Source organism: Nibrella viscosa, assembly GCF_039541875.1.
Lineage (GTDB): Bacteria > Bacteroidota > Bacteroidia > Cytophagales > Spirosomataceae > Nibrella > Nibrella viscosa.
Genome location: NZ_BAABHB010000001.1, coordinates 634,437 through 647,865 on the forward strand (window position 1 = coordinate 634,437; position 13,429 = coordinate 647,865).

Sequence of the window (13,429 nt, forward strand, 5' to 3'; positions counted from 1 at the left end):
TATAGATATGAGTTACAGTCAAGCAAAAACAGCCACGATCTGGCTATCCATATTATCCTTATTCTTATTAGGCAGCAGCCTTTACTACTGGAACAGAAGTGGTAACCTGAACCGCCTGAACCATAAAACCGAGCTTAAGGCCGATTCGCTGCTTTCGGTCAAACTGGACCTGGAGCGCAATATCAGGCAAATCAGCGATGAACTAAACGGCCAGCTTAGCGAAGTCAAAACCCTGAACCTCAAACTGGAGTACCGGGTGGAGTCGACGCAGAATAAGCTTCAGGCAAAAAACAACCTGCTCAACAAACTTCGTCAGCGGAACGCCACGACGGTTTCTCAACTGAACAAACAGGTTGCCGACTTGACCGGCATGCGCAACAACCTGCAGGGTGAGTTAACGCAGGTCAAATCACGGTATCAGCAATCACTGACCGACAACACCAGTCTGAAAGACAATTCGGCCACGCTGGCCGAGCAGAACAAGACGCTCAGCCGTGAACTGACGGAACTGAAAACGTTGATTACAGCCGACAACTTCCGGGTCGATGTTCGGAAGCCGAACCACAAGCTGACGGCCAAAGCCAGAAAAGCCGACGAAGTACACGTGACCTGTATGCTTCCGTCTGTACTGCAACAGAACGGTGGTCAAACCCTGTATATGAGCATTACCGACATGAAGAATAACCCGATGGACGGTTTGGCGCGAACCAAAACGATCAAAACAAAGGAAACATCGTTCCAGATTCCGGTGCACGCAACGCAGCAGGTTGACATGGCCGAAACCCCACAGAAAGTTTCCCTAAACTATGAACCCTTGCATCGGGTAGCGTCGGGTACGTACAAAGTCAGCCTGTACACCGATACGGCTTATCTGGGTTCGACCGAGTTTAGCCTTCGCTAACCGGCGTTCGGTTGCACTACGATGCTGACCCGCAGGCAGATGCCTGGCTATAAGTAAATTCTAAGATCTGCTTAAGCTGCCCCTAAGCAAACCAGGCGACTTTTCGGACATCCCCAGAACCCCGCCCGTTGGAATCGCCACGGGGTCCTGGATGGCTGAAATAGCTGTGCTCACCTAAACCCACCAACAACCATGACCACTACAATCCGCCCCTTAACGATTTTTGATTACGATCGGCTTAAAATAGCCATGATGGAATCATACAGCACCATCGGCAGTCCCTACTGGCGTAAAGAACGGTTGCTGCGGCTGCTTCAGCTTTTTCCGGAAGGCCAGCTTTGCGCCGATATTGGCGGGCAGGTAGTTGGCTGCGCTCTGTCGATTATCGTCAACAGCGAGCAGGTGTACCGGCCGCATACGTACGAAGCGGTAACCGACAAGTATACCTTTAACACACACGACCCGGCCGGCGACGTCCTGTACGGCATCGAGGTTTTCGTCGACCCTGCGTACCGGGGCATCGGGCTGGGGCGACGCCTTTACAACGCCCGAAAAGACTGCTGCAAACGCCTGAACCTGCGCTCAATGGTAGCCGGTGGCCGGATTCCCAACTACCATTTGTACGCCGACCAGATGACTCCGCAGGAATACGTCGATCAGGTTACCCGGAACGCCCTATATGACCCAACCCTTAGCTTTCAGCTGGCCAATGGCTTTCGCGTGGAGCGCATCCTGCCACATTACCTGAAAGGCGACCATGAATCGTGCGAGTTTGCTACTCTGCTTACCTGGGAAGCGCAGTCCGAAGATCCAGTCCTTCCGTTTACCAAAACCAGCTTACCACTATGAAGACGTCAATCATTCATAAAATTCTTGTTCCCATCGATTACAGCGAGGCTTCGACCAACGCCCTCCGCCTGGCTATAGCCATGTGTCAGCGGCATAAGGCCCAACTTCGGCTGCTGCACATCATCAACTCCTCCCGCTATTCCGTCAATTCCATCGCCTTTGGTGCGGATTCGTGGGTATCCATTCCGCTGGAAGAAGCCGTTGACGCCGACGTCCGGCAACTGCGCCAATGGGCCGAAGAAAAGCTGCACGATCAATCCATCCAGTATTCGGTGGAATGCCGGGCCGGCGCAACTACCGATTGCCTGGTCGAAGCCGCCGAAGAGTTCGGCACCGACCTCATTGTGATGCACGCCCAAACGACGTCCGGGTTTCTTCAATACGTACTTGGTTCAACTACGTACCATGTCATCAAACAGGCTCCGTGTCCGGTACTAACTGTACCCGAACACGCCCAGATCAACGCGTTTCACGAGATTCTGTTTCCTGTGCGACCCGTTCCCGGTGCGATAACTAAATATAATTTAGCCCGGACAATCGCTCAGCGAAACCGCGCTCATTTAACGGTGTTGGGGTTATTTAATCAGGAAAGCTCCGAGATAATCAAAAGGCTCGGAACGGTCGTCTTATCCCTCAATAAGCTACTCGCAAAGGACGCCATTGATGCGCAGGTGCTGTTGTCGCAATCGGATTCGGCGGTTAAAACCGTTCTGGAACAGGCTGAAGAACGCCAGGCCGACTTGATTATCATCACTGCCGACAACGCGACTAGTGAGCACAGGCTGTTCAGGGGGCCTTTCTTTAAACAGTTAATCAACCGGGCACCGGTACCGGTCTTATCGATCAAACCCCGCTTACCGGTGACGAAAGCCAATGCTCAGGACAAGCCGCTCCCCATTCTACCTACGTTCAGGCAGTTTTTACCTGCTCTGCCTGGTTAATCTAACCATTGCCTTTATGAATACCCTGCATGAATTTTTAAATGTTGAATTAATCAAGCTTAAAGCCTATACCCTGACGGTGGCTGATGTTTGTTCAGCCCTGCTTATCATACTTATCGCGTGGACGTTTCTGTACGTACTGAAACGGTTCGTCCTGCGTGTTTTTTTTGCGCGACGCCAGGTAACGGTTGGTCACCAGTACGCCATCACCCAACTAATCAAATACATTATATACCCGGTTACCATCCTGCTCTCCTTACAGGCCCTGGGTATCCAGTTATCGGTCCTCCTGGCGGGGGCCGCTGCGTTGCTGGTCGGCATTGGGCTGGGGTTACAGCAAACGTTCAAGGACCTGCTTTCGGGCATAGTATTGCTGGTTGAGGGTACCGTTCGGGTCGGCGATATGGTGGTGATCAACGACACGATCGTTTTGGTGAAAGACATCGGTCTGCGCACTTCGACGGTCGAAACCCGCGACGACATTGTGAAGATCGTGCCAAATTCAAAACTGGTTGAAGATACGGTCATTAACTGGTCGCACAACAACCGCCCGACCCGGTTTCATGTCGATGTGGGTGTTGCTTACGGCAGTGACATAACGCTGGTTAAAAACCTGCTGCTTAAAGCGGCCGGCGAACATCCAAAAATTCTGCAGACTCCTGAAATGACCGTTCAGTTTCGGGAGTTTGGCTCTTCCTCGCTGGATTTCAAACTCTTTTTTTACAGTTACGAATTCCAGCGCATTGAGATGGTGAAAAGCGACCTTCGCTTTCGAATTGACGGTCTATTCCGCCAACATGGTATCTCCATTCCCTTCCCCCAGCAGGAAGTCTGGTTTCGGAACGAACTCGCTACTGCCCTTCCGAAAAGCCATGAGAATGTGTAACTAATGCGGGCGTGAGCGGACTGGTTAAACGCATGGCCTCGGACCAATTTTGTCAGCAGGTACTGCTTTACACAAACCGCCGACACGCTTCCTACAACATGCTGACCTTATGAATACAAGCAAAAAGAAAGCCATAAAAACAACAGGCTATCGGTCATATGCACTCCTGGCCGGTCTGTCGCTTATCGTCATGGCCATAGCTGCCGGTTATGCTTACGGTTATGTGTACGGTTCCCTGGTTGTCCAGGACAGTCCGGAAGCAACCCTGGATAATATCAGGTCATCCTTACGTATGTTTATTGGCGGCATTATCGGCTGGGTCGCCATTTTCGTTCTCGATATCCTGGCTGCCTGGGGGTTATACCGGTTTCTCAAAGAAGTCAATCCGCGTCTTTCACTCGCCACGGCCGTGGTTCGGATTGTTTATGCTTTCGTGTTAGGAGCAGCCATCTTACACCTCTTTACGGTGGTGGACCTGGCGGAAAACACCCCGTCGGCGGCTCCGCTAATGAATGAATTGAAGGCGTTTGAATCCATATGGTCGAAGGGGTTAATTATTTTCGGAGTCCATCTGTTCGGGTTGGGCGTCCTGACCATACAAGCCAGGCACATTCCCACCATTTTTGGCGGTTTGCTGATCTTTGCCGGCCTATGCTATTCCGGAATTCATCTGGCCAGGGAGGTAGCAACTTCCTACCAGGATCAACTTGTGAAGATCGAGATGGTCCTTAGCCTGCCAATGGCCCTGGCGGAAGTTGGCTTTGCTTTCTGGCTGATCCTTAAAGGCGGGAAAAGGGATGTAGTAACCTCAGCACACAGCTAGTATGAAAATCATGAAAAGAATAGTCCTGGTTATGGCCATTCTCATCCTGGTCATGGTTGTGGCGGTGGCAGGTATCATCCTCATCGACAGAAGCCAAACGGCTTACCTGGATGTCGACAGTAACCCGGAGTTTGCCCCGAACGCCTATCTGATCAGGCATGTCAATGTTGTGCCCATGACGTCGGATACCGTGCTTATGGATCAAATGGTGCTTATTCGGGAGGGAGTGATTGCCGGGATAGCCGATACGATCACGGAGGCCAAAGCGGAGGTGATCGATGCCAACGGGGGGTACTTATCGCCGGGCCTCATTGATATGCATGTGCATGTGTGGGACAAATACGAACTGGGTTTGTACCTGGCCAATGGAATAACGACGGTGCGAAACCTGTGGGGGCACCCGATGCACCTCCGGATGAAGGAAGCCATTAACCAGGAAGCGGTGATTGGACCCCTGTTTTACACCTCCGGCCCCAAGCTCACCGGTCCGGAGTATATCGGCGATGATAACCGCCAACTGTTCACACCCGAAGAAGCGGGCTCCAAAGTCGTTGAATACAAAGAACGAGGCTATGATTTTATCAAAACCTACAACGGACTGACCCGTGAACTTTTCGATGCGATCATTGCCAAAGCCAACGCGCTGGATGTTGACATTGTCGCCCACCCCAGCGCCAACGTACCGTATCGCTACCATTTCAGACCCGAAATCGTTACCATTGAGCACACCGAAGATATCGTACAGCAACCGCTGGAATACCAGCTGGACACGGCTAAATTAAGTGAGGTGGTCGATTGGTACGCGGCTCACCCTACTACCGCCCACTGCCCGACCCTGGTGGTGTATCACAATATTTACCGACTTCTGACCGAAGCCGACATACTAAACGCCGAAGAACTTAATTACATGAACCCCCTGATTCGGGCAGTGGACAGCAAAGCCCAGTATGATCGCTGGATCGGAACAAAAGCCAATGACTCAACCCTCGTGGGCAGAATAAAAAATCAACACGATTTTCATTTGTATTCGATTAAAAAGCTCCATGAGCGCGGAGTACCGATCGTGGCCGGCACCGATGCAGGCATTAGTATAACACCGGCGGGCTACTCCCTGCACCAGGAACTGAATTTCTATACCCAGGCCGGCATGAGCAACTACGAGGCCTTGCAAACCGCGACGATTAACCCGTCCAGAACCCACGATTTCCTGACTAACCAGGGAAGTATCGAAGTAGGGAAAGTGGCCAATCTGATCCTGACAGAGAATAATCCTCTGGAGGATCTGGACGTGCTTAAAAACCCTGAACTTATCCTGGTCAGGGGGCGTCGGATCAAAAGGGAAACGCTCGATACTTTTAAGCAAAAGGCCCGGAACCGGAATAACCTCCTGGTTTCAGCGCTGAGGTATGCCGAGAACCTGGTAATCGAAAAATAAGTCTACCGTAAAGGAAACGATATGAAACAAAAACGAAGCGTGATCCGAATAATGTTGCTTGTCGGGACCGTCATTTCTCTGTTTTTCGTGCCGTGGCCCCTGGTGAAAGCATGGTTAACCCCCTTGCCCGACACCGTGCAGGAACAGGTAAACGAAGCCATCGGGTACGGCTTCGACGGGGTGATTGTGTACGTAAACCAGACCGGAAAAGCACCGGCCTTGTACGCGGCCGGCTGGAAAAACAGAGAAAACAAAATACCGGCCGATCCGCATTCCCTGTTCAAGATTGCCAGTGTCGGCAAGTTATACGATGCGGTGGCGATCACCAAACTGGTACATGCCAACCGCTTGTCGCTGGATAAAACCCTCGCCGATTACTTTCCGGAGCTGGTGGGTAGAATTGACAATGCCGACCGCATCACCCTGCGGATGATGGTGAAGCATCGGAGTGGAATTCCTAACCTGACGGATACCCCCAACTATTGGACTAATCCACCGAAAAGCAGTAAAGAAGCCCTGGAACGGGTACTGGATTTACCGGCCACCTTTGAACCGGATGCCAACTACCAATATTCCAACACCAACTATTTGCTGATCTCCGAACTCATACAGAAAGTAACGGGTCGTCATAAGTTTCACTACATCAGGGAGGAAATACTAACCCCGCTCGGACTAAAAAATACCTTCGGTTCCATTCATGACGTGAATATGGACGACGTAATGAGTGGGTATTACGCAGGCATAAAGGAGGATATCAAGGCGGCTGATTATGGCTCCATGCTCGCTACAGCGGAAGACGTAGGAATATTTCTGCGGGCCTTAAATGACGGGTCCGTGTTTAAGCCGGGAGAGCAGGAAATCTATTCGTCCATCTACGTATATGAGCACACGGGGCTGGTGGCGGGCTATCAGACCATCGCCAAATACCACAAAGACATCGACACCGTAGTGATTCAATTTGTGAATACAACCGATTTTGATGGATACACCTGGAACCTGGGCGAAATTGCCTATAGTCGCATTGTAAAAATTGTGCGAAGCGAAAGAGAGGCATAATAATGGATAAACACAGTGCGAATTGAACTCCATTGCCTAACCATTCACTACGTATCGGAACAGACGTTGGAAATCCCCGTCTACGCTACCCCAAACGCCGTTGCCTAGTGAAAGCTTTAACCTTTATCCTTACTTGCAGCTTGGGACCGGATAGGCAATGATATCCACAACGGCATCGATCAAGTTTTTTACCAATCACCAGGAAAATACCCTGCTGTCGAAAATTGAAGGCATTTTCCGGTACCGAAACATTTACTTCTTTGACGCATTGGTTGGGTATTTCTATGCGTCGGGCTACTTCCGGGTAAGGCCATATACGCAGAACTCGAGCAGTTTGTATACCGATTAGGCAACATGACCCTGATGCAGGCCGGCCAGAACCGGAATTTGGGTAATGCTCCCTACGCACAGAAGCGACAAACATTTGCCCTCAGTGAGTTTGCCATCACCCGAAAAGTTGCTGAAACCTATGAAGACTGGGGCATAGCCCAGATTATCGCCCGCCAGCGTCAGATGGCCCAGACCACCACCGGGATTTGGCGGGTGGGGCAGTTGAGTTGAGGGGGTAAAACTATTACAGGATTAATGTTGATAAGGTGGGTGTGCCATAAAAGCATAGCTTATTACTGAATTGCGGAACAAATACCATTAGAAAACGTATTTGAGGTAGGGATACTAATATCAATTTTTAATAACTTTATCCGGTTGTGATAAGACAATCCCGACAGGGTAGGAGTATACATGTAAACTCTGGAAATTATAGCTAAGAAAAACGGACTAAGCGTAGAGATGGTCCAACCACGGCTAAAGCCTCCAAACCTGTTAATATAGAATCAATACCAATTAAAGGAGACACTGGGAAGGTCCGCATGGCAGGTGAACAGGATGTGGTTATAGAGATTCAGGCCAGGAACCCTACTACGGGCCATTACATCAAGCGAAACCTGCAAACCGGCCGTATTGAGGTTAAAACTGATGGCAAACCCTTTAAGGGGGTGCCGATGAATAGAATAGTATTGGCCCCGGCCAATTCGGCTATTGACCCTGAAACCGCCCAGCGTGGTGAAGAAGCGGTCATCGAATATCTTAATAAAAAGGCCCGGCAAAAGTGACCACCCCTGCTACCTACGAACAGAACGTATTCATCAATTGTCCCTTTGACGAAAAGTATAAACCCCTTTTTCAGGCTATTGTCTTCACTGTTCAGGTGTGCCGCTTTATTCCCCGGTGCGCCCTGGAGACGATGGATGCCAGCCATATCAGGCTTGAAAAGATTATGGCAATCATTGAAGAGTGCAAATACGGCATCCACGATATTTCGGTGAAGGCTGCTCGCCACAATATGCCGCTTGAACTAGGCATATTTGTTGGTTGCCGGCAGTACGGTAAAGCCCACCACCGACTAAAACAGTATATGGTTTTAGAGGGCAAAAAGCATAGTTCCAAAGTATATCTATCGGATCTGAGTGGGCAGGATTACATGGCTTACAACAACAAAGTACCTGAGGTTATCGGCTGTGTACGAAACTGGTTAGCCGACAAAGTGTCTGAGACCGTATTTATTCCACATGCTCCTTTCCTGTGTACAGAATACGAGGCATTCAGGCGAGATTTGCCGGGGCTCTGTGCAATCCGGAAGTGGTCGGCAGAATCACTTTCGTTTAAAGAGCTCTTATCACTGTCTACACCCTGGATAAACGCAAGAACTGAACTTAGCCGCATTGACCCCAGCCAGGACTAACGTAAGGGATATACTGTTCAGGCAACGTAAGCAGGTTCTCTGCCCATTAACAAAAAAACCGATTTCGGTTGGAAATCGGTTTTCTGAGGTAACGTAAGTGCTTCAGCAGAGGGAGAGGGATTCGAACCCCCGGACCTGTTACAGTCAACAGTTTTCAAGACTGCCGCGATCGACCACTCCGCCATCCCTCTAGGGTCATTTATTGTGCTGCAAAGGTAGTATAAATTTTGACATTTGTCAACCTGCTCCTGTCAACTTTCCGGGCAAAAAAACGTACTTTTGCGGCAGAAACGCCGAAAATCCCTGATTCTCAACCGCGTCGGCCCGTGCCGTCCGACGCACAGGGATTGGCCGACTGTCCTGATTTTTTAGCTTCAATCCTCTCATACATGTCCGTGGAAGTAACCGAACACGCGCCCACTGAGCCGATCCCAACCGTCGAAACCGCCCGCAAGCTTGGCCTGCTACCCGAAGAATACGACCGCATCTGCGAAATCCTGGGCCGCAAACCCAATTTCACCGAGCTGAGTATCTTCGCGGTGATGTGGTCGGAGCATTGCTCGTATAAAAACTCCATTATCTGGCTGAAAACCCTCCCCCGCGACTCCGAGCGCATGTTGGCCAAGGCGGGTGAAGAAAACGCCGGCCTGGTCGATATCGGCGATGGCCTGGCGTGCAGCTTTAAAATTGAATCCCATAATCACCCCTCGGCCATTGAACCCTACCAGGGAGCGGCTACGGGGGTAGGCGGTATCAACCGCGATATCTTTACGATGGGGGCCCGGCCCATTGCCCAGCTTAACTCGCTCCGCTTCGGCAACCTGGAGCTGCCCAAGACGCGTCGCCTGCTGAAAGGCGTCGTTAAAGGCATCGGCGATTACGGCAATGCGTTCGGTATTCCAACCGTCGGCGGAGAGGTGTACTTTGATGATTCCTATAACGTGAACCCGCTGGTCAACGCCTTCTCGGCCGGTATTGTGGAGGTGGGCAAGGTCGCCAAAGCCACGTCGTACGGGGTCGGCAATCCGGTGTTTATTGTCGGCTCGGCCACGGGTAAAGACGGTATCCACGGCGCTACGTTTGCGTCGGAAGACATCAGTGACAAATCCACCGAAAAGCTTCCGGCGGTGCAGGTGGGCGACCCGTTCATGGAGAAGCTGCTGCTGGAGGCCACGCTGGAGGTCATTGCCACCGGCTACGTCATCGGTATTCAGGATATGGGCGCGGCCGGTATCATCTGCTCTACCTCCGAGATGAGCGCCAAAGGTGAACACGGCATGGACATCGACCTCGACCGCGTACCCACGCGCCAGCCGAACATGGAGCCGTTTGAGATTCTCTTGTCGGAGTCGCAGGAGCGGATGCTGATCGTGGTTGAGAAAGGCAACGAAGCTGCCGTGAAAGCCATTTTCGATAAGTGGGACCTCAACTGCGAGCAGATCGGCACCGTTACGGATACCGGTCGTCTGCATTTCCACCGCTACGGCAAACGAGTCGCCGACGTACCCGCCGATGACCTGGTGCTGGGCGGGGGCGCTCCGCAGTACAAGCGCGAGTACCGCGAACCAGCCTACTACAAAGAGTTTCAGAAGTTTCAGGTTTCAGAGGTTTCAGATGTTAGTGGGGAGGAGGTTAGTAAAGTTGCGCGGCATCTGCTGACGCACCCGAACATCTGCTCGCGTAAGTGGGTGTATGAGCAGTACGACTCCATGGTCGGTACCGCCAACCGCTCCACCAACGCCCCCTCCGATGCCGCCGTGGTGCAGGTAAAAAACACCGATAAATCCATTGTGATTACCGTGGATTGCAACAGCCGCTACGTCAACGCCGATCCCGAACAGGGCTGCGCCATTGCCGTGGCCGAAGCCGCCCGCAACATTGTCTGCTCGGGCGGAGAGCCGCTGGCTATAACCAACTGCCTCAACTTCGGAAACCCCTACGTGCCGGAAGTCTACTGGCAATTTGTGGGGGCCATCAAAGGCATGAAGAAATCCTGCGAGAAATTCAGGACGCCCGTTACCGGCGGCAACGTCAGCTTCTATAACCAAAGCTCCGACGAAGGACCGGTATTCCCCACGCCAACTATCGGTATGCTGGGGCTGATGGAGTCGTCGGACAACCGCATGACGCTGAATTTTCGGCAGGTGGGCGATGTGATTTACCTCGTCGGCCAGTCGAAAGACGACCTGGCCTCATCGGAGTACCTGTACTCATACCGGGGCATCAAAGGCTCACCGGCCCCGGCGTTCGATCTGGACGAGGAGTATGCCTTGCAGGCAGCCGTAAAGCAGCTCATCACCGACAAACACATTGCCTCTGCCCACGACGTATCCGACGGTGGTTTATTTATCGCCCTGGCTGAGTCGGCAATGGCCGGTAACCTGGGCTTCTCGGTTACGACTGATAAATCGTTTCGGACCGATGCCTTCCTCTTTGGCGAGAGCCAGAGCCGGGTAGCGGTATCGGTATCGGCCGACAAGCAGGCTGGTTTTGAAGCTGCCCTGCAACAGTCGGGTGTCGCCTTCAGCCGGTTAGGAGAGGTAACGGAAAGCAATTTCGTCATCGACGGACAAACGCTGCTCACCGTCAGCGAAGCCAAAGATTTGTACGACAACGCCCTCGGCAACCTGCTGGAAAAATAGAGGGATTTGGGATTTATGATTGGGGATTTGGGATTTGCTAACGCGGTTCAGATTTGCTGACGCCGGAGGCAAATCCCAAATCATAAATCCCCAATCCCAAATCCCTCTATTTTCCCCAAGCCGGCACGGGGGTATTTTCGTTGAAGAGTTCGTCGACGTAATACGTCCGGCGGCCCGTAAGGTTGCAGGGGGTGTTGCCGATGGGGTACAGGCAGGGCGAATACACCCCCATGTATTCACCGTTCATCAGGCTGGCATAATCGCTACTCGGAAGGAGGGCAGTTTTGTGCCCCCGCCCCAGTATACAATGGCCCAGGTGGTGAAAAATCAGGGCTTCCTGGTTTTGCGAATACGCTCTGGTCCAGCAGGGCCATTCCCTGACCAGCGTAATCCGGGGTGTTTTGTTGGAGGCTATCTGCGAAACGCCACAAATATCCTGGCCCGACGTTTCGCCGAACTCGACGATCAGATCGTCTATCTTCAGCGTTTTACCCCGTTTGGCCGCTTCGTCGCGAAACGCCTGCACATATGGTTCTACTTCGGCCGGAACCTGGTACACGGGGTTATGGGGCGGTTCATCGGGCTTGCAGTCGAGCAGGAGCAGTCCCAGGAGGCAAAGTGATGTCAGACGCATAGGGTCAACGGCTTAGGTACCTAAAGCTACAAAGTGGAGGAGACATATCAAAGGGAGTAAAACCAATGCGCTACTTCATCCAACTATCCTATAAAGGCACGGAATTCAGCGGCTGGCAGAACCAGCCGAACGGCATCAGCATTCAGGAGTCGCTCGAAAAAGCCCTGAGTTCTATTCTGCGGAGAGAATTAAAAATCGTCGGCAGCGGCCGGACCGATGCGGGCGTCCATGCCGAACAGCAGTTTGCCCATTTTGAGGTAGACGAGCCGCTGACCGTCACCGCCCAGCTCGTGTACGCCCTCAACTGTATCCTGCCTGCCGGTATTGCTGTGCAGGCCATGTTTCCGGTGGCCGATGATAGGCATGCCCGGTACTCCGCCGAGTACCGGTATTACCAGTACCGCATCAGCCGCCACAAAAATCCGTTTTTGCAGAAGCTGATTTACGTCTTTCGGCCGGAGCTGGACGTGGCCCGGATGAACGAAGCCGCCGGGCTGCTGCTGCAACACACCAACTTTCAGAGTTTCAGTAAAGTGCGCACCAGCGTCAACCATTTTCACTGCACTATCACCCGCGCCGAATGGCTCCGGGAGGGCGACCAACTGGTGTTTCACGTCAAAGCCAACCGCTTTTTGTACGGCATGGTGCGGACGCTGGTCGGGACGTTGCTGGAAGTAGGGCAGGGGCGGATGACCGTCGACCATTTTGAGCAGATTATCCTGGCCAAAGACCGTACCGTGGCCGGGCGCTCCGTGCCACCCGATGGCTTATTCCTGGTAGAGGTGGGCTACCCAGCCGAAGTCCTGCAAAATCGGGTTATCTTTGATTGACGGAGATCGTTAGATATTGGACGTTAGACATTAGATTCAAATTAGCGCAATGGAATTGTCTAATGTCCAATGTCTAGCGTCTAAAATCTTGAAAAATCCATGACCATAGGCATTGTCATACTAGCCGCCGGGGCCTCTACCCGCCTGGGGTCGCCCAAGCAACTCATCGAGTGGCAGGGGCAGACGCTCGTCCGGCGCATTACTGAAGTAGCCCTGGCAACGCAGCACCGGCCGGTTGTGGTTGTGCTGGGGGCCAACAAAACTTCCATAGCTGCTGAACTGGAAGGCCTGCCCGTTACCCTGATTGAGAACTCGCACTGGGAGCAGGGGCTGTCGTCGTCCGTTAAGATGGGACTAGCCGGCGTGTATATGACCAAAAAAGAGTTTGACGCCGTGCTGTTCCTGCTGGTCGATCAGCCCAAAGTCGACCAGGCGCTGGTGGAGCATATCATTGCTACGTACCAGGAGAACGACAAAGGTATTGTGTCCTGCCGCTACGCCGGTAAACCGGGTGTGCCCGCCCTGTTCGACCGCAAATACGTGGAAGAACTGCTCAGCCTCGACGGCGATAAGGGGGCCAAATGGGTCATGATGCAGCACCGCGACGACTGCCTCGAAATACCCTTCGAAGACGGGGCCATCGACCTCGACACCCGCCAGGATGTCGATAAATTCCTTTCCTGAATCGTCG

Annotated in this window: 15 protein-coding genes and 1 tRNA gene; 14 read left to right on the plus strand and 2 right to left on the minus strand. The window is 52.4% G+C overall.

Annotated elements, in window-relative coordinates:
• Positions 1 to 7: 7 nt before the first annotated feature.
• From ABD931_RS02725 to ABD931_RS02775, 11 genes are all read left to right on the plus strand, one after another.
• Complete coding sequence (locus tag ABD931_RS02725; RefSeq protein WP_345263691.1) at positions 8 to 901, plus strand: DUF8428 domain-containing protein; 894 nt, start codon at positions 8 to 10, stop codon at positions 899 to 901.
• A gap of 192 nt (positions 902 to 1,093) precedes the next feature.
• On the plus strand, positions 1,094 to 1,750 hold the full coding sequence (locus tag ABD931_RS02730) for a GNAT family N-acetyltransferase (RefSeq protein WP_345263693.1): 657 nt from the start codon (positions 1,094 to 1,096) through the stop codon (positions 1,748 to 1,750).
• Positions 1,747 to 2,691, plus strand: coding sequence for a universal stress protein (locus ABD931_RS02735; protein WP_345263695.1), 945 nt, complete (start codon positions 1,747 to 1,749; stop codon positions 2,689 to 2,691). Before ABD931_RS02730 ends, ABD931_RS02735 begins: the two co-directional genes overlap by 4 nt.
• 16 nt (positions 2,692 to 2,707) lie before the next feature.
• Positions 2,708 to 3,577: a mechanosensitive ion channel family protein gene (locus tag ABD931_RS02740; protein ID WP_345263697.1), complete on the plus strand. Its 870-nt coding sequence runs from the start codon at positions 2,708 to 2,710 to the stop codon at positions 3,575 to 3,577.
• 109 nt (positions 3,578 to 3,686) lie between these two features.
• The gene (locus ABD931_RS02745; RefSeq protein WP_345263699.1) at positions 3,687 to 4,400 is read left to right on the plus strand and encodes a DUF4386 domain-containing protein; all 714 of its coding nucleotides are present in this window, start codon (positions 3,687 to 3,689) and stop codon (positions 4,398 to 4,400) included.
• 10 nt (positions 4,401 to 4,410) lie between these two features.
• Positions 4,411 to 5,835, plus strand: coding sequence for an amidohydrolase family protein (locus ABD931_RS02750; protein ID WP_345263701.1), 1,425 nt, complete (start codon positions 4,411 to 4,413; stop codon positions 5,833 to 5,835).
• 21 nt (positions 5,836 to 5,856) lie between these two features.
• Positions 5,857 to 6,891, plus strand: coding sequence for a serine hydrolase domain-containing protein (locus ABD931_RS02755; RefSeq protein WP_345263703.1), 1,035 nt, complete (start codon positions 5,857 to 5,859; stop codon positions 6,889 to 6,891).
• 157 nt (positions 6,892 to 7,048) lie between these two features.
• A complete protein-coding gene (locus ABD931_RS02760; RefSeq protein WP_345263705.1) occupies positions 7,049 to 7,240 on the plus strand; it encodes a phospholipase D-like domain-containing protein in 192 nt (63 codons plus the stop codon).
• Between the two features lie 5 nt (positions 7,241 to 7,245).
• On the plus strand, positions 7,246 to 7,452 hold the full coding sequence (locus ABD931_RS02765; protein WP_345263707.1) for an HNH endonuclease family protein: 207 nt from the start codon (positions 7,246 to 7,248) through the stop codon (positions 7,450 to 7,452).
• Positions 7,453 to 7,760: 308 nt separating this feature from the next.
• On the plus strand, positions 7,761 to 8,003 hold the full coding sequence (locus tag ABD931_RS02770) for a hypothetical protein (protein WP_345263709.1): 243 nt from the start codon (positions 7,761 to 7,763) through the stop codon (positions 8,001 to 8,003).
• Positions 8,000 to 8,632 carry a hypothetical protein gene (locus ABD931_RS02775; protein WP_345263711.1) on the plus strand — a complete coding sequence of 211 codons (633 nt, stop codon included), beginning with the start codon at positions 8,000 to 8,002 and terminating at the stop codon, positions 8,630 to 8,632. The genes ABD931_RS02770 and ABD931_RS02775 overlap by 4 nt, the downstream gene beginning before the upstream one ends.
• 106 nt (positions 8,633 to 8,738) lie before the next feature.
• On the opposite strand, the gene ABD931_RS02780 is transcribed toward ABD931_RS02775, so the two are convergent.
• Positions 8,739 to 8,823, minus strand: a tRNA-Ser gene (locus tag ABD931_RS02780).
• Between the two features lie 198 nt (positions 8,824 to 9,021).
• Here ABD931_RS02780 and purL point away from each other — a divergent pair.
• Complete coding sequence (gene purL, locus ABD931_RS02785; RefSeq protein ID WP_345263713.1) at positions 9,022 to 11,274, plus strand: phosphoribosylformylglycinamidine synthase subunit PurL; 2,253 nt, start codon at positions 9,022 to 9,024, stop codon at positions 11,272 to 11,274.
• Between the two features lie 106 nt (positions 11,275 to 11,380).
• On the opposite strand, the gene ABD931_RS02790 is transcribed toward purL, so the two are convergent.
• Positions 11,381 to 11,908, minus strand: coding sequence for a hypothetical protein (locus ABD931_RS02790; protein ID WP_345263715.1), 528 nt, complete (start codon positions 11,906 to 11,908; stop codon positions 11,381 to 11,383).
• Between the two features lie 65 nt (positions 11,909 to 11,973).
• On the opposite strand from ABD931_RS02790, the gene truA reads away from it, so the two are divergent.
• Together truA and ABD931_RS02800 are read left to right on the plus strand one after the other, a co-directional pair.
• The gene (gene truA / locus ABD931_RS02795) at positions 11,974 to 12,738 is read left to right on the plus strand and encodes a tRNA pseudouridine(38-40) synthase TruA (RefSeq protein WP_345263717.1); all 765 of its coding nucleotides are present in this window, start codon (positions 11,974 to 11,976) and stop codon (positions 12,736 to 12,738) included.
• A gap of 99 nt (positions 12,739 to 12,837) precedes the next feature.
• A complete protein-coding gene (locus tag ABD931_RS02800) occupies positions 12,838 to 13,422 on the plus strand; it encodes a nucleotidyltransferase family protein (protein WP_345263719.1) in 585 nt (194 codons plus the stop codon).
• Positions 13,423 to 13,429: the final 7 nt, after the last annotated feature.